Genomic DNA, 20,321 nt, shown 5'->3' with positions numbered 1-20,321 from the left:
TGCTCCCCCCTTGCGGTCGAGCGTTCAGGATACGGAATGCACGGCAGGCCGGGCCGCGGGCCGGATACCCTGGCCACGTGTGGGCCCGAGCAAGCGGGCCCGCAAAGCCGACAGCCGTCGCACCAGGGAGACGCCCCATGGCCACTGCAGCCGACCCGTCCATCACTCAGCAGAGTCGCGCGAACGCGCTGCGTGAAGCGCTCGCCACCCGGGTGGTGGTGGCCGACGGAGCGATGGGCACCATGCTCCAGGCGCAGGACCCGACGCTGGAGGACTTCCAGAACCTCGAAGGCTGCAACGAGGTCCTCAACATCACCCGGCCGGACATCGTGCGCTCCGTCCACGAGGCCTACTTCGCGGTGGGCGTGGACTGCGTCGAGACCAACACCTTCGGTGCCAACTTCTCCGCCCTGGGCGAGTACGAGATCGCCGGGCGCATCTTCGAGCTGTCCGAGGCCGGCGCCCGGATCGCCCGCGAGGTGGCCGACGCCCACGCCGCCGACGGCCGCACCCGCTGGGTGCTCGGCTCGATCGGCCCCGGCACCAAGCTGCCGACCCTGGGCCACGCCCCGTACGAGACGCTGCGCGACGGCTTCCAGCAGAACGCGGCCGGCCTGATCGCGGGCGGCGCCGACGCGCTGCTGGTGGAGACCAGCCAGGACCTGCTGCAGACCAAGGCCGCGATCCTCGGCTCCAAGCGCGCCCTGGCCGAGGCCGGGCTGGACCTCCCGGTGCTGGTGCAGGTCACGGTGGAGACCACCGGCACCATGCTGCTCGGCTCCGAGATCGGCGCCGCGCTCACCGCGCTGGAGCCGCTCGGCGTCGACTACATCGGCCTCAACTGCGCCACCGGCCCGGCCGAGATGAGCGAGCACCTGCGCTACCTGGCCAAGAACGCGAGGATCGGCCTGTCCTGCATGCCGAACGCGGGCCTGCCGGTGCTCGGCAAGGACGGCGCCCACTACCCGCTCTCCCCGGCCGAACTGGCCGAGGCGCACGACGTGTTCACCCGGGAGTACGGCCTCTCGCTGGTCGGCGGCTGCTGCGGCACCACCCCCGAGCACCTGCGCCAGGTGGTGGAGAGGGTCCAGGGCCGTCCGATCGTGCGGCGCGAGCCGCAGCCGGAGCCCGCGGCCTCCTCGCTGTACCAGGCGGTGCCGTTCCGCCAGGACACCTCGTACCTGGCGATCGGCGAGCGCACCAATGCCAACGGCTCGAAGAAGTTCCGCGAGTCGATGCTGGCCGGCGACTGGCAGGCCTGCGTGGAGATCGCCCGGGACCAGATCCGGGACGGCTCCCACCTGCTGGACCTGTGCGTCGACTACGTCGGGCGCGACGGCGTCGCCGACATGAAGGAGATCGCGGGCCGGCTGGCCACCGCCTCCACCCTGCCGATCGTGCTGGACTCCACCGAGCCGCCCGTGCTGCGGGCCGGCCTGGAGGCGCTCGGCGGCCGCGCGGTGCTCAACTCGGTCAACTACGAGGACGGCAACGCCCCCGACTCGCGCTTCGGGCAGATCGCCTCGCTGGCCCGCGAGCACGGCGCCGGCCTGATCGCGCTGACCATCGACGAGCAGGGCCAGGCCCGCACCGCCGACCTGAAGGTCGAGATCGCCGAGCGGCTGATCGCCGAACTCACCGCCGACTACGGCATCGACGAGGGCTCGATCCTGGTCGACTGCCTCACCTTCACCCTGGCCACCGGCCAGGAGGAGTCCCGCCGGGACGGCATCGAGACCATCGAGGCGATCCGCGAACTCAAGCGCCGCCACCCGAAGGTGCAGACCACCCTCGGCCTGTCGAACATCTCCTTCGGCCTCAACCCGGCCGCCCGCGTGGTGCTCAACTCGGTCTTCCTGCACGAGTGCGTGGAGGCCGGCCTGGACTCGGCGATCGTGCACGCCTCCAAGATCCTGCCGATCTCCCGGATCCCCGAGGACCAGCGCGAGGCCGCCCTGGACCTCGTGTACGACCGCCGCCGGGACGGATACGACCCGCTCCAGCGCCTGCTGGAGCTGTTCGAGGGCGTCTCCACCGCCTCGGTCAAGGCCTCCAAGGCGCAGGAGCTGGCCGCGCTCCCGCTGGACGAGCGGCTGCAGCGCCGGATCATCGACGGCGAGCGCAACGGCCTGGAGGCCGACCTGGACGAGGCCCTGACCGCGCGCCCGGCGCTGGAGATCATCAACGACACCCTGCTGTCCGGCATGAAGGTGGTCGGCGAGCTGTTCGGCTCCGGCCAGATGCAGCTGCCGTTCGTGCTCCAGTCCGCCGAGGTGATGAAGACCGCGGTGGCCCACCTGGAGCCGCACATGGAGAAGTCCGACAGCGAGGGCAAGGGCACCATCGTGCTGGCCACCGTCAAGGGCGACGTCCACGACATCGGCAAGAACCTGGTCGACATCATCCTGTCCAACAACGGCTACAACGTGGTCAACCTGGGCATCAAGCAGCCGGTCTCGGCGATCCTGGACGCCGCGCAGGAGCACAAGGCGGACGTGATCGGGATGTCCGGCCTGCTGGTGAAGTCCACCGTGATCATGAAGGAGAACCTGGAGGAGCTGAACCAGCGCAAGCTGGCCGCCAGCTTCCCGGTGATCCTCGGCGGCGCCGCCCTGACCCGCGCCTACGTGGAGCAGGACCTGCACGAGATCTACGAGGGCGAGGTCCGCTACGCCCGGGACGCCTTCGAGGGCCTGCGGCTGATGGACGCGCTGATCGCGGTCAAGCGCGGCGTGCCCGGCGCGGCCCTGCCGGAGCTCAAGCAGCGCCGGCACGCCAGGGTCGAGGTGGCGGAGCCGGAGCCCGAGGTCAACCTGGGCCAGATCCGCTCGGACGTCGCGCTGGACAACGCGCTGCCCAGCCCGCCGTTCTGGGGCGACCGGATCGTCAAGGGCATCCCGTTCGCCGACTACGCCTCCTGGCTGGACGAGGACGCGCTGTTCAAGGGCCAGTGGGGCCTCAAGGCCGCGCGCAGCGGCGAAGGCCCGTCCTACGAGGAGCTGGTGGAGACCGAGGGCCGGCCGCGGCTGCGGGCCTGGCTGGACCGGCTGCAGACCGAGGGCTGGCTGGAGGCGGCCGTGGTCTACGGCTACTACCCGGCCAACTCCAAGGGCGACGACCTGATCGTCTTCCACGAGGACGGCACCGAGCGGACCCGCTTCACCTTCCCCCGCCAGCGGCGCGGGCGCCGGCTCTGCCTGGCGGACTTCTTCCGCCCGGAGGAGTCCGGCGAGCGGGACGTGGTCGGCCTCCAGGTGGTCACCATGGGCAACCGGATCTCGGAGGCGGCCAACGAGCTGTTCGCCGGGAACTCCTACCGCGACTACCTGGAGCTGCACGGCCTCTCGGTTCAACTGGCCGAGGCGCTGGCCGAGTTCTGGCACGCCCGGGTCCGCTTCGAGCTGGGCTTCTCCGGCGAGGACCCGCAGGACGTCAAGGACATGTTCGCGCTCAAGTACCGGGGCGCCCGCTTCTCGCTCGGCTACGGGGCCTGCCCCGAGCTGGAGGACCGCGCCAAGATCGCCGAGCTGCTCAAGCCGGAGCGGATCGGCGTGGTGCTCTCCGAGGAGTTCCAGCTCCACCCGGAGCAGTCCACCGACGCGATCGTGATCCACCACCCCGAGGCCAAGTACTTCAACGCGCGGTAACCCTGACGCCCTGCTCCGTTCGCTCTTTCCGGGCGAAGCGGGCGTAAGCTGGATGATCCTGAACGGGCCGGTCCGCTCACCAGCGGGCCGGCCCGTGCCATCCCCGGGAACGTCCTGGGCGCAGCCGGAAGGACCCGCCATGACCACCAGTTCCACCGCCGTCCAGGCGCTCGACCACGGGTACGACCGGGGCCTTCAGGCGGTGCTGCTGGACATGGACGGGACGCTGGTGGACACCGAGGACTTCTGGTGGCAGGCCGAGGTCACGCTCTTCGCCGAGCTGGGCCACCGGCTGGACGAGCAGGACCGGGCGCACGTCGTCGGCGGCCCGATGACCAGGGTGATGGACTACCTGGTCGCCCGGACCGGGGTGGACATCGCCCCGGCCGACCTGGGGGTGCTGGTCAACCAGCGCTTCGTCGACCTGCTGGCCGGCGGGGTGCCGCTGATGCCGGGCGCCGAGCGGCTGCTCAACACCCTTGCCGCGCACGGGATTCCGGCCGCGCTGGTGTCCGCCTCGCACCGGCACGTGATCGACATCGTGCTGCGCTCGCTGGGCGCCGAGCGCTTCGCCTTCACCATCGGCGGGGACGAGGTGCCGCGTACCAAGCCGTTCCCGGACCCGTACCTGGAGGCGGCCCGCCGGCTGGGCGCGGAGCCGGCCCGCTGCGTGGTGGTCGAGGACACCCCGACCGGGGTGCGGGCGGGCGAGGCGGCGGGCTGCCCGGTGATCGCGGTGCCCTCGGTGGCGCCGATCGAGGAGGCTCCCGGACGGCTGGTGCTCTCCTCGCTGGAGCAGGTCGATCTCGAACTGCTGCGGTCGCTGGTCGCCTCGCGGGTCTAGCGGAACGGGGCCGAAAGCCGCCCCCTGGATGTGATTGTCATCTCATTGCCTTCCGCCCCTACCGGCCGGTAAGCGGCCCGGCGGGGTCTCCACCGGTGGTCGACCGGGGAGAAATCGGGCATTGACTGACAACTCGTCGGGCGCGCCGTGATGCCCCCAACGACCGTGTCCCAAACGTCATCTGCACGGGTATCGGTCGTGCGTGTTCGATATGGCACGCTACTCGGGTTCGCGACACCCCCGAAGGACGCTCCCTGTGAAGACTTCAGCTGAACGCCTGGCAGCACTCGGCTGCGCCGGTCTGGTCGCCGTGACGGTGGCCGGTTGCGGATCGGTCACCGACGCCGTCAAGGGGGGCAGCGGCGGCAAGTCGATCACCATGGGAACCGTCCAGCTGACCGGCGTGCTGGACCCCGCGGCCGTCTACGACTCCGGCTCCTGGCTGGTGCTGCGCAACACCTTCCAGTCGCTGCTGACCTTCCCGGCCGCCGCCAGCACGCCCACCCCGGACGCGGCGAAGTCCTGCGAGTTCTCCGGCGGCGAGGCCACCGAGTACCACTGCACCCTGCGGCCCGGCCTGAAGTTCTCCAACGGCCACCCGCTGACCGCCGAGGACGTGGTGTTCTCGATCCAGCGGACCAAGAAGATCAACGACCCGAACGGCCCGGCCGGCCTGCTCGCCTCGATCAAGAGCGTCGAGGCCAAGGGCGACAGCGAGGTGGTCTTCCACCTGTCGACCCCCGACGCCACCCTGCCGGCCAAGCTGGCCTCCCCGGCCGGCGCCATCGTCGACCACCAGGTCTTCCCGGCCGACAAGGCGCTCGCCAACGACAAGGTCGTCGGCTCCGGCCCGTACCGCTTCGACTCGGTCGAGATGGCCGGCGAGAAGCAGCTGGGCAAGGTCGTACTGGTCCCCAACGACAAGTACAGCGGCGACGCCAAGCTGCGGAACGACAAGTTCACCGTCCGGTACTTCGACAAGCCCGCCGACCTCAAGGCCGCGCTGGACAAGGGCGACGTCGACGTCACCGACAACAGCCTGGAGCCCAACACCGCCGCCCAGATCCGCTCCGACCAGCAGGGCGGCAAGACCGACCTGCAGGTGGTCGAGGGCGACAGCAACGACACCCGCTCGCTGGCCTTCAACACCAAGGACCCGGTGCTGAGCAACGTCGGCGTCCGCCAGGCCGCCGCCGCGCTGCTCGACCGCAAGGCGATCGCCCGCGACGTCTTCGCCCGCACCGTCCAGCCGCTGTACGCGATGGTCCCGGCCGGCGTCACCGGCCACACCACCGCCTTCTTCGACCGCTGGGGCGACCAGGACGTGGCCAAGGCCAAGAAGGCCCTGACCGACAACAAGGTCCAGACCCCGGTCAAGCTCACCCTCACCTGGTCCCGCTCGCGGGCCGGCAGCGGCGAGGCCGAGACGATCAAGAAGCAGCTGGAGACCGGCGGCCTCTTCCAGGTGACGGTCCAGCAGGAGTCCGACTGGGACTCCTACAAGAAGGGCTGGACCGAGGGCAAGTACCAGGCGTACATCGTCGGTTGGTTCGCCGACTACCCGGACCCGGACAACTACATCGCCCCGCTGCTGGTCGACGGCGGCATCTTCCACACCGGCTGGGACGACCCGCGGATCAGCCAGAAGCTGATCCCGGACGGCCTCAAGCAGGCCGACCGCAGCGCCGCCTCGGCCGGCTACGCGCAGATCCAGCAGATCGTCGCCGAGACCGTGCCGATGGTCCCGCTGTACCAGAACAAGTCCTTCTACGCGGCCCGCCCGGACATCACCGGCGTCGAGTCCACCGTCGACACCACCGGCTTCTTCCGCTTCTGGGAGATCAGCCGCAGCGGCAAGTAGCCCGCCACGCACGGCGGCCCGCCCGCTCCCCCCTCGTACCACCAGGGGGAGCGGGCGGGCCGCCGTCGTGTTCCCGCCCGCTTACAGCGCGCCCGGCCGTACCAGGCCGCTCTCGTAGGCGTACACCGCCGCCTGCACCCGGTCGCGCAGCTGGAGCTTGGTCAGCACATGGCCGACGTGGGTCTTCACGGTCGTCTCGCTGACGAACAGCTCGGCCGCGATCTCCGCGTTCGACAGCCCGCGCGCCACCAGCTTCAGCACCTCCAACTCCCGCTCGGTCAGCGCGCTCAGCGCCTGCGGCGGCGCCTCCTCGCCGGAGGGCAGCTTGGTGGCGTACATGTCCAGCAGCCGGCGGGTGATGCTCGGCGCCAGCATCGCCGCGCCGTCCGCGACCACCCGGATCGCCTGCACCAGCTCCTCCGCCGGGACGTCCTTCAGCAGGAAGCCGCTGGCACCCGCGCGCAGCGCCTCCACCACGTACTCGTCCAGGTCGAAGGTGGTCAGCACCAGGACCTTGGCCGGGCCGTCCCGCCCCGGACCGGCGATCCGGCGGGTCGCCTCGACGCCGTCCATCCGCGGCATCCGGATGTCCATCAGCACCACATCGGGCTGCAGCGCCCGGACCTGGTCCAGCGCCTGCTGGCCGTCGCCGGCCTCACCGACCACCACGAGGTCGGACTCGGCCTCCAGGATCATCCGGAAACCGGTGCGCAGCAGCGGCTGGTCGTCGACCAGCAGCACTCGGATCGTCACTAGGACTCCTTGCTCATCGGATCCCCCGTGGGATCGCTCTCATCCGACGTACGGGCCAGCGGCAGCGGGTACGGCGGCGGGGTGCCGCCGAACTCCGGGCAGCTGGCCTGGTGGTCGCACCAGTCGCAGAGCCGGTTGCGGGTCGCCGGGAAGTCCCCGGTGGCCACCGCCTCGGCGATCCGCTCCCACAGTGCCTGCAGCTTGCGCTCCACCGCGAGCAGGTCGGCCTCGTCCGGGTCGTAGCTGACCACGTCCCCGCCGCCGCCCAGGTACACCAGCTGGAGGCGCTTGGGGATCACGCCCTTCCAGCGCCACACCACCAGTGCGTAGAACTTCATCTGGAACATCGCCTTGCCCTCGAAGTCCCGCGAGGGCGCCCGGCCGGTCTTGTAGTCCACCAGCCGGACCTCGCCGGTCGGGGCGACGTCCACCCGGTCGATGTAGCCGCGCAGCAGCAGCCCCGACTCCAGGGCCGTCTCCACGTAGAGCTCCCGCTCCACCGGGTGCAGCCGGGTCGGGTCCTCCAGCCGGAACCACTGGCCGACCAGCTTCTCGGCGTCCGCCAGCCAGCGGGTCAGCGCCGCGCCGTCCGGGTCGTCGGGGAACAGCGTGCCCAGCTCCGGGCGCTCGCCCAGCAGCCGCTCCCACTGCGGGCGCAGCAGGCCCAGCGCCCGCTCCGGCGTCCGCTCGGCCGCCGGGCTGTCGAACAGCCGCTCCAGCACCGCGTGCACCAGGGTGCCCCGGGTCGCCGCCGAGCTCGGCGGCTCCGGCAGCCGGTCGATCACCCGCAGTCGGTACAGCAGGGGACAGGTGAGGAAGTCCCCCGCTCGGGACGGGGACAGCCCGGTCGGGGGCGCCGCCGGGCGCGCCGGGGCCCCGGCGGCGCTGCTGGTGTCGGTCTGCTGCATGGCTACGACCCTATTGCCCTTTGCTGTCATCCCGCTGCCACGGTGCTGCCGCGGCGGCCTTCCCCGGAGTCCGCCCGGAGTGCGCCCTGGGCCGGTCCGGGAGCGGCCCAGTGGGTATGAAGCCTGACAGAGGGGCGCGCGCCGCCAAGTGGCCGCGATCACGTAGCGTGGGCGCACCGGGGACACGACGGGCGACGACCGAAGGGATCACGGTGAGCGACACCAGGGGGCAGCAGACCTCCGACCAGCCACCGCAGGACGGCGGACGCCCGAGCGGGCGGCCGCCGGAGCGCGGCGGCGGCCTCCTGATGGGGCGCCCCTTCGGCGTGCCCATCTACGTCACCCCGTCCTGGTTCGTCATCGCCGCCCTGATCACCTGGGTGTTCGGCGGGCAGCTCGGCGACGTGCTGCCCGAACTCGGCAGCGGCGAGCGCTACCTGCTCGCCTTCTTCTTCGCGGTGGCCTTCTACGCCTCCGTCCTGGTGCACGAACTCGCCCACACCCTGGTCGCGCTGCGCTACCGGCTCGGGGTGCGGCGGATCCAGCTGCAGTTCTTCGGCGGGGTCTCCGAGATCGAGAACGAGGCCGAGAGCCCCTGGCGCGAGTTCTGGCTGGCCTTCGTCGGCCCGCTGCTGTCGCTGGTGCTCGGCGGGGTCTTCTACCTCGCGCTGCGCGCCGTCGACCTGTCCAGCGTGCCCGGGGTGCTGCTGACCGGCCTGATGGTCTCCAACCTGGTGGTCGCCGCCTTCAACCTGCTGCCCGGACTGCCGCTGGACGGCGGCCGGATGCTGCGCGCCGTGGTCTGGGCGATCACCGGCAAGGCGATGACCGGCACCGTGGCGGCCGCCTGGATCGGCCGGGCGCTGGCCGTCGCGGTGCTGTTCGGCCTGCCGCTGGTCAGCGCCTCCCGCGGGGCCGAGCGCACCACCACCGACACCCTGGTGGACGCGGTGCTGGCCGCCGTGCTGGCCGCGATCATCTGGAACGGCGCCACCGGGAGCCTGCGCAACGCCCGGCTCAAGGAGGCGCTGCCCGCCCTGCGGCTGCGCGACCTCGCCCGCCGCACCGTCGAGGTCACCGCCGACACCCCGCTCGGCGAGGCGATGCGGCGCGCCCGCGAGGCCCAGGCCGGCGCCGTCGTGGTGGTGGACGGCCGGGGCGACCCGATCGCCATCGTCCGCGAGTCCGCGGTACGGGCCGTACCGGAGCACCGGCGCCCCTGGGTGGCCGTCGGCCCGCTCGCCCGCGACCTCGAACCCGGGATGCGGCTGGACGCCGACCTCGGCGGCGAGGACCTGCTGCGGGCCATCCAGGCCACCCCGGCGGGGGAGTACCTGGTGGTCGAGGCGGACGGCCGGGTCTACGGCGTGGCCGCGCTCAGCGACATCGAGCAGCGCCTCACCGCGGCCGTCTCCGGGCGGGCCTAGGGTCCGGGGACGGACCCCAGGCCCCTGGTGAGGCGGGACGGCCCGCTTCCCTTAGGATTGGCCGCATGTCCGAACCGACCGGTGCCGCCCGCCGACGCGGGCCCTTCCAGGTCGGGGACCAGGTCCAGCTGACCGACCCCAAGGGTCGCCACTACACGTTCACGCTCCAGGCCGGGAACCAGTTCCACACCCACAAGGGTGCGTTCCCGCACGACGAGCTGATCGGCGCTCCTGAAGGCACGGTCGTGCGCACCACGGGGAACGTCCCGTACCTCGCGCTGCGCCCCCTGCTCCCCGACTACGTCCTGTCCATGCCCCGCGGCGCCGCCGTGATCTACCCCAAGGACGCGGGGCAGATCCTGGCGATGGCCGACATCTTCGCCGGTGCCCGGGTGATCGAGGCGGGTGTCGGCTCGGGCGCGCTCAGCACGTACCTGCTGCGCGCCGTCGGCGAGCAGGGCATGCTGGCCTCCTACGAGCGCCGCCAGGACTTCGCGGACATCGCCCAGGGCAACGTCGAGCGCTACTTCGGCGGCCCGCACCCGGCGTGGAAGCTGACCGTCGGCGACCTCCAGGACAACCTGGTCGAGACCGACGTCGACCGCGTCATCCTGGACATGCTGGCGCCCTGGGAGTGCCTGGACGTCGCCTCCAAGGCGCTCGTCCCCGGCGGCCTCATCTGCTGCTACGTGGCCACCACCACGCAGATGTCCAAGACCGTCGAGGCACTGCGCGACCACGGCACCTTCACCGAGCCGCAGGCCTGGGAGACCATGGTCCGCACCTGGCACCTGGAGGGCCTGGCCGTCCGCCCGGACCACCGGATGATCGGCCACACCGGCTTCCTGCTCACCGCCCGCCGCCTGGCGGACGGCGTCGAGCCGCCGCTGCGCCGCCGCCGCCCGGCCAAGGGCGCCTACGGCGAGGACTACGACAACGGGACGCCCGAGCCGTCCCTCCAGGAGCGCGCCGCGGCCCGCAAGGCGGCCCGCGACACCGACTCCGAGCAGCCCGACCTGGGCTGAGCCCGGCCCGAACACCGGGGGTGGCTACGAGCACAGCTCGTAGCCACCCCTTTCGTCCGTGCTCACCCCGGTGTGGGACGATGCTCGCTCACACGCAGACCAGCTCCTGGAGCTCTGGAGGGGACGCCTGGTGGAGACCGCGGTCGGGACGACGGCGACGGCCGGACAGCAGACACCGCAGGGCCGCACCCGGCCCGGTCACGCGCGCACCGCACCCTGGCACTGGGCCCTCGCCCTGGCCGGCTGCGGTGCGGTGGTGGCCGCCGCACTCGCCGCCTCCCCGGCGACCGGCACCCCGCTGCCCGCCCGCGGCGGCACCCCCAAGGCCCTCGCGGCGAGTGCCGCCCCCGATCCGGCCAAGGCCCAACTGCCCATGGACTGCGGCCCGTTCCCGGTCAGGACGGTGCTCAGCGTGCCGGCCGAACTGGGCGACGGCCGCCCGGGCACGGTCGTCGCCGCGCAGTGCGCCACCGACACCGGCAATCCGCCGGACTCCGTCTACCTGCTCGGTTTCGGCCCGGGCGAGCGCCCGGTGGTGGTCGCCACCCTGCTGACCGAGCGCGAGAACCTCACCCTGAGCCGGCTCTCGGTGCGCTCCGACGGCGCCATCACCGGCCGCGCGCAGGGGTATTCGAGCGACGAGGTGCCGCGCTTCCGCCCGGACCTCTCGCTCGACCTCACCTGGACGCACCGGGGCGGCGGCTGGGAACGCTCCCAGGCCGCCGCCCCGGCCGGCGCGGCCTGAACCGGCCGCGCGTCCTGAACTCCTATTCGGCGTCCGGTCCGTAGACCTCGACCCGGTCGGCGACCCGGCGCACGTGGATGCAGTCGCCGGGGCACTCCTTCGCCGAGTCCACCACGTCCTGAAGGAGCGTCAGCGGCACCGGGGCGGTCTCCCCGGGCTGCTGGCGCAGTTCGTCGTCCTCGCCCTTCACGTACGCGAGTCCGTCGATGTCCAGCTCGAAGACCTCCGGGGCGTACTGGACGCAGATGCCGTCGCCGGTGCACAGATCCTGGTCGATCCACACCTCCAGCGCTTCGCCCGCCGTCGCGGTCTGCTCGGTCACCGACATGGTCCCCTGCCGTTTCTGTCCCGGGTCGCCCCTATTCCTGGAGCAATCCCGCCATTCGTACAACGATCGGACCCAGCACCGCGGTCGCGATCGGATATCACTTCGCTCGACGATACATCTGGCCCGCTTTGGGTGGTGCGCGGTGGGTATCCCCTTAGCAGAGGGGAAGCACGCTGGGGCGAAGATCGGACACGCCCGTTCCATCTTTCTTGATCTAGGGGTTTACGGACCCCTGGTCCCAGGTAGGGTCTGGAAGCGTCCAGCTCCCCGGAGGAGGTGAGGACCGTGGCAGCCCACGATGACGACTACAACCGCAGCACCGGCAGGCCCGCTCGTGGTTCCGACGAGGCCGCTCAGGTCTCGTACCTTGAGCAGGAAATCGCCGTACTGCGCCGCAAGCTCGCCGACTCGCCGCGCAATTCGAGGATCCTCGAAGAGCGGATCGTCGAGCTCCAGACCAACCTGGCGGGCGTGACCGCCCAGAACGAACGACTCGCCTCCACCCTGCGCGAGGCCCGCGACCAGATCGTGGCCCTCAAGGAGGAAGTGGACCGGCTGGCACAGCCCCCGGCCGGATTCGGCACCTTCCTCGAGGCGAACGAGGACGGTACCGCCGACATCTTCACCGGCGGTCGCAAGCTCCGCGTCAACGTCAGCCCGAACGTCGCCCTCGACGAACTGCGGCGCGGCCAGGAAGTGATGCTCAACGAGGCCCTCAACATCGTGGACGCGATGGCCTTCGAGCGCATCGGCGAGATCGTCACCCTCAAGGAGGTCCTCGAGGACGGCGAGCGCGCCCTGGTCGTCGGCCACACCGACGAGGAGCGGGTGGTGCGCCTCGCGGAACCGCTGCGGGACATCACCGTCCGGGCGGGGGACGCCCTGTTGCTGGAGCCCCGCTCCGGCTACGTGTACGAGGTGGTGCCGAAGTCCGAGGTCGAGGAACTGGTCCTCGAAGAGGTCCCGGACATCGACTACCGCCAGATCGGCGGCCTCAGCAACCAGATCGAGCTGATCCGCGACGCGGTCGAGCTGCCGTACCTGCACGCCGACCTCTTCAAGGAGTACGAGCTGCGCCCGCCCAAGGGCGTGCTGCTCTACGGCCCGCCCGGCTGCGGCAAGACGCTGATCGCCAAGGCGGTCGCCAACTCGCTGGCCAAGAAGGTCGCCGAGGTGACCGGCCGCCCCCAGGGGAAGAGCTACTTCCTCAACATCAAGGGCCCGGAGCTGCTCAACAAGTACGTGGGCGAGACCGAGCGGCAGATCCGCCTGGTCTTCCAGCGGGCCCGGGAGAAGGCGAGCGAGGGCACGCCCGTCATCGTCTTCTTCGACGAGATGGAGTCCCTGTTCCGCACCCGCGGTTCCGGTGTCAGCTCGGACGTGGAGAACACCATCGTCCCGCAGCTGCTCGCCGAGATCGACGGCGTGGAGGGCCTGGAGAACGTCATCGTCATCGGCGCCTCGAACCGCGAGGACATGATCGACCCGGCGATCCTGCGGCCCGGCCGCCTGGACGTCAAGATCAAGATCGAGCGCCCGGACGCCGAGGCCGCGAAGGACATCTTCTCCAAGTACCTCAAGGACTCGCTGCCGTTCCACCCGGACGACCTCAAGGAGCACGACAGCTCCGTCGGGGCCACGGTGGCGGCGATGATCCAGTCGGTCGTGGAGCGGATGTACTCGGAGACCGAGGAGAACCGCTTCCTGGAGGTCACCTACGCCAACGGTGACAAGGAGGTCCTGTACTTCAAGGACTTCAACTCCGGCGCCATGATCCAGAACATCGTCGACCGGGCGAAGAAGATGGCCATCAAGGACTTCCTCGACCACGGTCAGCGCGGTCTGCGCGTCTCCCACCTGCTCGCCGCCTGCGTGGACGAGTTCAAGGAGAACGAGGACCTGCCCAACACCACCAACCCGGACGACTGGGCCCGCATCTCCGGCAAGAAGGGCGAGCGGATCGTCTTCATCCGCACGCTGGTCACCGGCAAGCAGGGCGCCGAGTCCGGCCGCTCGATCGACACTGTCGCCAACACGGGGCAGTACCTGTAAGCACGCCGTTCGTCCGGGCCGGCGACGGTCCCCGGAGCTGTACGCACCCCGTCCGGCTGTGGCGCCTCGCGGCCCCGCAGCCGGACGGCGCGTCTCGGGGCCCGCCGGTCGGCGCCGGGTTCTAGGCTCGACCCACCGTCCGCGGGCAGACCGCCGGCGCGGTGTTGTTCAGCGGTACGTCAGCGTGTTCCGCCCGTCGGGGGCGGGGCACCGGGCAAGGAGGGCCGCATGACCGTACGGCGCGTGATGGGCATCGAGACCGAGTACGGGATCTCCGTGCCCGGGCACCCCAACGCCAACGCCATGCTCACCTCGTCCCAGATCGTCAACGCGTACGCGGCGGCGATGCACCGGGCACGGCGGGCCCGCTGGGACTTCGAGGAGGAGAACCCGCTGCGCGACGCGCGGGGCTTCGACCTCGCGCGCGAGGTGGCGGACGCCAGCCAGCTGACCGACGAGGACATCGGTCTCGCCAACGTCATCCTGACCAACGGGGCCCGGTTCTACGTGGACCACGCGCACCCCGAGTACAGCTCGCCCGAGGTGACCAACCCGCGCGACGCCGTGCTCTGGGACAAGGCCGGCGAGCGGATCATGGCGGCCGCGGCGCAGCGCGCGCTGGAACTGCCCAACGGGCAGACCATCCACCTGTACAAGAACAACACCGACAACAAGGGCGCCTCCTACGGCACCCACGAGAACTACCTGATGAAGCGGGCGACGCCGTTCGCCGACATCGTCCGCCACCTCACCCCGTTCTTCGTCTCCCGCCAGGTGGTCACCGGCGCCGGCCGGGTCGGCATCGGCCAGGACGGTTCGTCGAACGGCTTCCAGATCAGCCAGCGGGCGGACTACTTCGAGGTCGAGGTCGGCCTGGAGACCACCCTCAAGCGCCCGATCATCAACACCCGGGACGAACCGCACGCCGACGCCGAGAAGTACCGCCGGCTGCACGTGATCATCGGGGACGCCAACCTCTCCGAGATCTCCACCTACCTCAAACTGGGCACCACCGCACTGGTCCTGTCGATGATCGAGGACTCCTTCATCGCCTCCGACCTCGCCGTCGACCAGCCGGTGCGCACCCTGCACCGGGTCTCCCACGACCCGACCCTCAAGCACCTGATCACCCTGCGCAACGGGCGCAAGCTCACCGCGGTCCAACTCCAGCTCGAGTACTTCGAACTGGCCCGCAAGTACGTCGAGGACCGCTTCGGCACCGACGCCGACGAGCAGACCCTGGACGTGCTGGCCCGCTGGGAGGACGTCCTGGGGCGCCTGGAGCGAGACCCGATGTCGCTCTCCAAGCAGCTGGACTGGATCGCCAAGCGGGAGATCCTGGAGGGCTACCGCAGCCGGGACGGCCTGGACTGGGACAACCCGCGGCTGCACCTGGTCGACCTCCAGTACAGCGACGTACGGCCCGAGAAGGGCCTCTACAACCGCCTGGTGGCCCGCGGCAGGTTCGAGCGGCTGCTGACCGAGGAGGAGGTCGAGCGGGCCGTCTCCAAGCCCCCGGAGGACACCCGGGCGTACTTCCGCGGGCGCTGCCTGGAGCAGTACGCGGAGCACGTCGCGGCGGCCTCCTGGGACTCGGTCATCTTCGACCTGCCGGGCCGGGACTCGCTGCAGCGGGTGCCCACCCTGGAGCCGCTGCGCGGCACCCGCAACCACGTCAAGGAACTGCTGGACCGCTGCCGCACGGCCGAGGACCTGCTGCGCGTCCTGTCCGGCGGGTAACTTTTCGATCACCACGGGTGAACGTCCGCCGAATGGGAATCATCCGGGGTGGCAGCGGGTGTTGGACAGGAAGCGCCACCGCCAAACCGGGAGCGGCAGTCGCACCTTGTGTATAGGGTCGGTGCCAACCGGCAACGACCGACCGACCAAACCGTGCCAGACGATTCGAGCGGGGTGAGGGAAATGGCGAGCAAGGACACCGGCGGCGGCCAGCAGCGGGCAAACCGCTCCTCCGAGGAGGTCGAGGAGCAGGCCGCGGAAAGCCAGAATTCCGAGGACCTCAAGGAACGCCAGGAAAAGCTCAGCGACGACGTCGACGCGGTGCTCGACGAAATCGACGAAGTGCTCGAGTCGAACGCCGAGGATTTCGTCCGGGGATTCGTGCAGAAGGGCGGGCAGTAGCCCGCACCCGGTAATCGGGAATTCACGGTCGCGACCGTTCGGGACGGTCGGGCGGCGCCGTCCGCCCGGCCGTCCCGGCACCGGCCCCTCCGCACGAGGACGTTGATCGTCGGCGGGTAGGGTGCGGGCAATGCGCGCTTCAAGCTACCTGGAAGGAATCGTGTGGAAGCCAACACTCGTGGCACCGGGCGTCTACCGGCTGCCTTCCTGACCCCGGGGTCGTCCTCGTTCCTCGACTTCCTCGCCGAGCACAAGCCCGAGCTGATCCCCGGCCTCCGGGGGCTGCCCGAGGGCGTGGTCGTCGAGGCCCCGCACGGGACCACGATCGTGGCCGCGGTCTTCGACGGCGGCGTGGTGATCGCCGGTGACCGCCGGGCGACCATGGGCAACGTCATCGCCCAGCGCGACATGGAGAAGGTGTTCCCGGCCGACGAGTACAGCGCGGTCGGCATCGCCGGCACCGCCGGCCTCGCGATCGAGATGGTCCGGCTGTTCCAGCTGGAGCTGGAGCACTACGAGAAGATCGAGGGCGCGGTGCTCTCCCTGGAGGGCAAGGCGAACCGGCTGACCACCATGATCCGGGGCAACCTCGGCATGGCGATGCAGGGCCTCGCGGTGGTGCCGATCTTCGCCGGCTACGACCTGGACCTCGGCCGCGGCCGGATCTTCAACTACGACGTCACCGGTGGGCGTTCGGAGGAGCGCGGCTTCGCCGCCACCGGCTCGGGCTCGGTCTTCGCCCGCGGCTCGATGAAGAAGCTCTACCGCGAGGGCCTGACGGCCGAACAGGCCTCGACCCTGGTCGTCCAGGCGCTCTACGACGCGGCGGACGACGACTCCGCCACCGGCGGCCCCGACCTCACCCGCAAGATCTTCCCGCTCGTCTCGCTGATCACCGAGGACGGCTTCCGCCGCCTCACCGACGCGGAGGTCGCCGAGATCGCCGTCTCGATCACCGACGAGCGGCTCATCCACCCCAACGGCCCGCAGGCCCCGCTGCTCTAGCCACCACCTCACAGGAAAGGGACGACCGCCGGTGTCGACACCGTTCTACGTCTCGCCCCAGCAGGCCATGGCGGACCGCGCGGAGTACGCCCGCAAGGGCATCGCTCGCGGCCGCAGCGTGGTCGTGCTCACCTACGCCGACGGCATCGTCTTCGTCGCGGAGAACACCTCCAGGGCGCTCCACAAGGTCTCCGAGATCTACGACAAGATCGCCTTCGCGGCGGTCGGCCGCTACAACGAGTTCGAGAACCTGCGCATCGGCGGCGTCCGCTACGCCGACCTGCGCGGCTACTCCTACGACCGGGCCGACGTCACCGCCCGCGGCCTGGCCAACGTCTACGCCCAGACCCTGGGCACCATCTTCTCCTCGGTCGGCGAGAAGCCGTACGAGGTCGAGCTGGTCGTGGCCGAGGTCGGCCGCACCGGCGACGACGACCAGATCTACCGGCTCACGCCGGACGGCTCGGTCGTCGACGAGAAGAACTACGTCGTGGTCGGCGGCAACGCCGACTCGATCGGCAACTACCTGGGCCAGCGCCACCGCGTCGGCCTGAGCCTCACCGAGGCGGTGAAGGTCGCGGTCGACTCGCTCGCCCGCGACCCCAACGGGGGCAGCCCGCGCGCCCTCACCCCGGAGCAGCTGGAGGTCGCGGTCCTCGACCGCCAGCGGTTCCAGCAGCGCAAGTTCAAGCGGATCCTGGGCAACCAGCTCGGCCGGCTGCTCGACGGGGACCAGTCCGCCGAGGCGGACGACGACGAGAACCCGGCGGGCGGTGCGCCGGAGTAGCAGTGCCTGCGGAGTCCCGTACGGCGGCCGGACCGCCGGCGTACGGGACTCCGGTGCCCCTGCGGCGGCCCAGTCGTCGTGGAGGCGGTTTCGGACAGCTCCGACCAGATGGGAGTGCTCATGGACCGCCGGATTTTCGGGCTGGAGAACGAGTACGGCGTGACCTGCACGTTCCGCGGGCAGCGGCGGCTGTCGCCGGACGAGGTCGCGCGGTACCTGTTCCGCCGGGTCGTCTCCTGGGGCCGCAGCAGCAACGTCTTCCTGCGCAACGGTGCCCGGCTCTACCTCGACGTCGGCTCCCACCCCGAGTACGCCACCCCCGAGTGCGACGACGTGACCGAGCTGGTCACGCACGACAAGGCGGGCGAGCGCATCCTCGAAGGACTCCTGGTGGACGCCGAACGGCGGCTGCACGAGGAGGGCATCGCGGGGGACGTCTACCTCTTCAAGAACAACACCGACTCGGCCGGCAACTCCTACGGCTGCCACGAGAACTACCTGGTGGCCCGGCACGGCGAGTTCTCCCGGCTGGCCGACGTGCTCATCCCCTTCCTGGTGACCCGGCAGCTGATCTGCGGCGCGGGCAAGGTGCTGCAGACCCCGCGCGGCGCGGTGTACTGCGTCAGCCAGCGGGCCGAGCACATCTGGGAGGGCGTCAGCTCCGCCACCACCCGCTCCCGCCCGATCATCAACACCAGGGACGAGCCGCACGCGGACGCCGAGCGCTACCGCCGGCTGCACGTGATCGTCGGCGACTCCAACATGTCCGAGACCACCACCCTGCTCAAGGTGGGCTCCACCGACCTGGTGCTGCGGCTGATCGAGGCCGGCGTGGTGATGCGCGACCTCACCCTGGAGAACCCGATCCGGGCGATCCGCGAGGTCAGCCACGACCTCACCGGCACCCACCAGGTGCGCCTCGCCAACGGCCGGGAGGCCAGCGCGCTGGACATCCAGGAGGAGTACTACACCAAGGCCCTGGAGTTCGCCGACCGCAAGGGCATCAACACCGGCACCATCGCCCAGGTGCTCGAACTGTGGGGCCGCACCCTGGAGGCGGTGCGCAGCGAGCGGCTGGACACGGTGGCCACCGAGATCGACTGGATCATGAAGTACAAGCTCATCGAGCGCTACCGCGAGAAGCACGAGATGAGCATGTCCAACCCGCGGGTGGCCCAGATCGACCTCGCGTACCACGACATCCACCGTCGGCGCGGGCTGTTCTACCTGCTCCAGGGCAAGGGCCAGGCGAAGCGGGTGACCACCGACCTCAAGACCTTCGAGGCCAAGTCGATCCCGCCGCAGACCACCCGGGCCCGGCTGCGCGGGGACTTCATCCGCCGGGCGCAGGAGCAGCGCCGGGACTTCACGGTGGACTGGGTGCACCTCAAGCTGAACGACCAGGCGCAGCGCACCGTGCTGTGCAAGGACCCGTTCCGTTCGGTGGACGAGCGGGTGGAGAAGCTGATCGCCGGCATGTGATCGAGTGCATGTGATCGCCGGCAGGTGATCGGCTGCTGAGCCCCAGGCGTTGTCCGGCCCCGGTGGTGTCTACCGGGGCCGGACGCATGCCGGGCATACGCTGTCCGTCGAGTCAGGAGAGCCGACTTCGACCGACAGTTAGGACCCCCGTGCGTCGCACCGCCGGTTTGCTTCTCACCCTGCCGTTGCTGCTCGCGGTCGCCTGCAGCAGCTCGACCAAGGCAGCCGGACCGGCGACGCCGTCCACCCCGAGCGCCGCCCCGACGGTGCCGGCGCCGGTGGGCGAGGCCTCCCCGATGCCCACCCTTTCGGGTGGCGGTTTCGGCAGCAAGGCCACCATCACCATCCCCGAGGGCCAGCAGCCCAGTGGCCAGTTCGTGGTGAACACGGTGAGTGACGGCGAGCGGTCGACGGTCAACAAGGGCGACTGGGTGACGGTCAACTACACGGCGAAGGACTGGACCACCGGCAAGGACCTGCCCAGCTCCTACGACGACAACGGCAAGCCCCAGCTCTACCAGGCCGGCAGCGGGCAGCTGGTGCCGGCGCTGGACCAGAGCGTGATCGACAAGAAGGTGGGCACCCGGCTGCTGGTGGTGGCCCCGCCGGCGGCCGCCTTCGGCGAGCAGGGCTCCACCCAGCTGGGCGTCAACAAGGGCGACACCGTGGTGTTCGTGCTGGACATCGTCGAGGCGCTGCCGCAGGACTCCACGCTGACCGGGAACATGACCGAGCCGGCCGCGACGCTGCCGCAGGTCAAGGACAACGGCAAGGCGGCGGCGGGGATCACCGTCCCGGCCGGGCAGGCCGCCCCCACCGACCTCCAGCAGGCGGTGCTGATCAAGGGCGAGGGCAAGCAGGTCAAGTCCGGGCAGACCCTGATCGTGCAGTACACCGGGGTGCTGTGGGGCAACGGGCAGCAGTTCGACGCCTCCTGGACCCACGGCGGCGCCCAGGCCGTGCAGATCGGCACCGGCAGCGTGATCGAGGGCTGGGACAAGGGGCTGGTGGGGCAGAACGTGGGCAGCCGGGTGCTGCTGGTGGTGCCGCCGGCGCTGGGGTACAAGGACCAGGCACAGGGGTCGGTGCCGCCGAACTCCACGCTGGTCTTCGTGATCGACATTCTGGAAGCGGTCTAGCGGGCGCTCTAGGAAGTCGCCGGGAGGATTCCGTACGCTTGGGCGGACGCTCGTACAACGAAGCGTCCGCCCTCATCCTGAGCTGTCATACTGCCCTCGCACTGTGGCAGGCGCCGCCCGGCGCCGAGGTCCGGGGCGGACGGGTACGGCGGCAGGCCGGCGCTCACCACGCCGGG

The 20,321-nt window shown here is 70.7% G+C and carries 16 protein-coding genes; 13 read left to right on the top strand and 3 right to left on the bottom strand.

Going from position 1 to position 20,321, the window contains the following annotated elements; all coding sequences use genetic code 11:
* Positions 1-137 precede the first annotated feature (137 nt).
* The 3 genes from metH to ACFVXG_RS32535 all read left to right on the top strand — a co-directional run bounded on the left by metH (position 138) and on the right by ACFVXG_RS32535 (position 6,352).
* Positions 138-3,647, top strand: a complete 3,510-nt coding sequence (gene metH / locus ACFVXG_RS32545) for a methionine synthase (protein WP_387932666.1) — start codon at positions 138-140, stop codon at positions 3,645-3,647.
* A gap of 139 nt (positions 3,648-3,786) precedes the next feature.
* Complete coding sequence (locus tag ACFVXG_RS32540; RefSeq protein ID WP_387932664.1) at positions 3,787-4,491, top strand: HAD family hydrolase; 705 nt, start codon at positions 3,787-3,789, stop codon at positions 4,489-4,491.
* 256 nt (positions 4,492-4,747) lie between these two features.
* Positions 4,748-6,352, top strand: coding sequence for an ABC transporter substrate-binding protein (locus ACFVXG_RS32535; protein WP_387932662.1), 1,605 nt, complete (start codon positions 4,748-4,750; stop codon positions 6,350-6,352).
* Positions 6,353-6,433: 81 nt separating this feature from the next.
* On the opposite strand, the gene ACFVXG_RS32530 is transcribed toward ACFVXG_RS32535, so the two are convergent.
* Positions 6,434-7,105, bottom strand: a complete 672-nt coding sequence (locus tag ACFVXG_RS32530) for a response regulator transcription factor (protein WP_063346919.1) — start codon at positions 7,103-7,105, stop codon at positions 6,434-6,436.
* Positions 7,105-8,013, bottom strand: coding sequence for a RecB family exonuclease (locus tag ACFVXG_RS32525; protein WP_387932661.1), 909 nt, complete (start codon positions 8,011-8,013; stop codon positions 7,105-7,107). Before ACFVXG_RS32525 ends, ACFVXG_RS32530 begins: the two co-directional genes overlap by 1 nt.
* A 212-nt stretch (positions 8,014-8,225) precedes the next feature.
* Here ACFVXG_RS32525 and ACFVXG_RS32520 point away from each other — a divergent pair, with 212 nt between their 5' ends.
* The 3 genes from ACFVXG_RS32520 to ACFVXG_RS32510 all read left to right on the top strand — a co-directional run bounded on the left by ACFVXG_RS32520 (position 8,226) and on the right by ACFVXG_RS32510 (position 11,210).
* Positions 8,226-9,440 carry a site-2 protease family protein gene (locus ACFVXG_RS32520; protein WP_387932659.1) on the top strand — a complete coding sequence of 405 codons (1,215 nt, stop codon included), beginning with the start codon at positions 8,226-8,228 and terminating at the stop codon, positions 9,438-9,440.
* Between the two features lie 65 nt (positions 9,441-9,505).
* A complete protein-coding gene (locus ACFVXG_RS32515; RefSeq protein ID WP_387932657.1) occupies positions 9,506-10,465 on the top strand; it encodes a tRNA (adenine-N1)-methyltransferase in 960 nt (319 codons plus the stop codon).
* 130 nt (positions 10,466-10,595) lie between these two features.
* On the top strand, positions 10,596-11,210 hold the full coding sequence (locus ACFVXG_RS32510) for a hypothetical protein (protein ID WP_387932655.1): 615 nt from the start codon (positions 10,596-10,598) through the stop codon (positions 11,208-11,210).
* Between the two features lie 22 nt (positions 11,211-11,232).
* Here the strand turns inward: ACFVXG_RS32510 and ACFVXG_RS32505 are convergent, their stop codons facing one another.
* Positions 11,233-11,538 (bottom strand): ferredoxin, encoded by a 306-nt coding sequence (locus tag ACFVXG_RS32505; protein ID WP_387932653.1) that lies wholly within the window; start codon positions 11,536-11,538, stop codon positions 11,233-11,235.
* A 285-nt stretch (positions 11,539-11,823) separates the two neighbouring features.
* Between ACFVXG_RS32505 and arc the strand changes: the two genes are divergently transcribed.
* The 7 genes from arc (at position 11,824) to ACFVXG_RS32470 (ending at position 20,145) form a co-directional block, all read left to right on the top strand.
* Positions 11,824-13,590 (top strand): proteasome ATPase, encoded by a 1,767-nt coding sequence (arc, locus tag ACFVXG_RS32500; RefSeq protein WP_387932651.1) that lies wholly within the window; start codon positions 11,824-11,826, stop codon positions 13,588-13,590.
* Positions 13,591-13,818: 228 nt separating this feature from the next.
* Positions 13,819-15,330, top strand: a complete 1,512-nt coding sequence (gene dop, locus ACFVXG_RS32495) for a depupylase/deamidase Dop (RefSeq protein ID WP_387932650.1) — start codon at positions 13,819-13,821, stop codon at positions 15,328-15,330.
* A gap of 183 nt (positions 15,331-15,513) precedes the next feature.
* On the top strand, positions 15,514-15,732 hold the full coding sequence (locus ACFVXG_RS32490; RefSeq protein WP_049652012.1) for a ubiquitin-like protein Pup: 219 nt from the start codon (positions 15,514-15,516) through the stop codon (positions 15,730-15,732).
* Positions 15,733-15,894: 162 nt separating this feature from the next.
* Entirely contained in the window at positions 15,895-16,737 is an 843-nt protein-coding gene (gene prcB / locus ACFVXG_RS32485; RefSeq protein WP_387932648.1) for a proteasome subunit beta, read from the top strand.
* A gap of 31 nt (positions 16,738-16,768) precedes the next feature.
* A complete protein-coding gene (gene prcA, locus ACFVXG_RS32480) occupies positions 16,769-17,524 on the top strand; it encodes a proteasome subunit alpha (protein ID WP_387932646.1) in 756 nt (251 codons plus the stop codon).
* Between the two features lie 120 nt (positions 17,525-17,644).
* Positions 17,645-19,006: a Pup--protein ligase gene (gene pafA / locus ACFVXG_RS32475; RefSeq protein WP_387932644.1), complete on the top strand. Its 1,362-nt coding sequence runs from the start codon at positions 17,645-17,647 to the stop codon at positions 19,004-19,006.
* A gap of 149 nt (positions 19,007-19,155) precedes the next feature.
* Entirely contained in the window at positions 19,156-20,145 is a 990-nt protein-coding gene (locus tag ACFVXG_RS32470; RefSeq protein ID WP_387932643.1) for an FKBP-type peptidyl-prolyl cis-trans isomerase, read from the top strand.
* Positions 20,146-20,321 lie beyond the last annotated feature (176 nt).

Origin of the sequence: Kitasatospora sp. NPDC058162, assembly GCF_042884005.1 — a bacterium.
GTDB lineage: Bacteria > Actinomycetota > Actinomycetes > Streptomycetales > Streptomycetaceae > Kitasatospora.
This window is presented reverse-complemented; position numbering and strand designations above follow the sequence as displayed.

Coding starts and splice junctions, on each gene's coding strand:
- ACFVXG_RS32515 (WP_387932657.1), top strand. CDS start 9,506: ATGTCCGAACCGACCGGTGCCGCCCGCCGACGCGGGCCCTTCCAGGTC.
- dop (WP_387932650.1), top strand. CDS start 13,819: ATGACCGTACGGCGCGTGATGGGCATCGAGACCGAGTACGGGATCTCC.
- pafA (WP_387932644.1), top strand. CDS start 17,645: ATGGACCGCCGGATTTTCGGGCTGGAGAACGAGTACGGCGTGACCTGC.
- ACFVXG_RS32490 (WP_049652012.1), top strand. CDS start 15,514: ATGGCGAGCAAGGACACCGGCGGCGGCCAGCAGCGGGCAAACCGCTCC.
- ACFVXG_RS32540 (WP_387932664.1), top strand. CDS start 3,787: ATGACCACCAGTTCCACCGCCGTCCAGGCGCTCGACCACGGGTACGAC.
- ACFVXG_RS32505 (WP_387932653.1), bottom strand. CDS start 11,538: ATGTCGGTGACCGAGCAGACCGCGACGGCGGGCGAAGCGCTGGAGGTG.
- metH (WP_387932666.1), top strand. CDS start 138: ATGGCCACTGCAGCCGACCCGTCCATCACTCAGCAGAGTCGCGCGAAC.
- ACFVXG_RS32525 (WP_387932661.1), bottom strand. CDS start 8,013: ATGCAGCAGACCGACACCAGCAGCGCCGCCGGGGCCCCGGCGCGCCCG.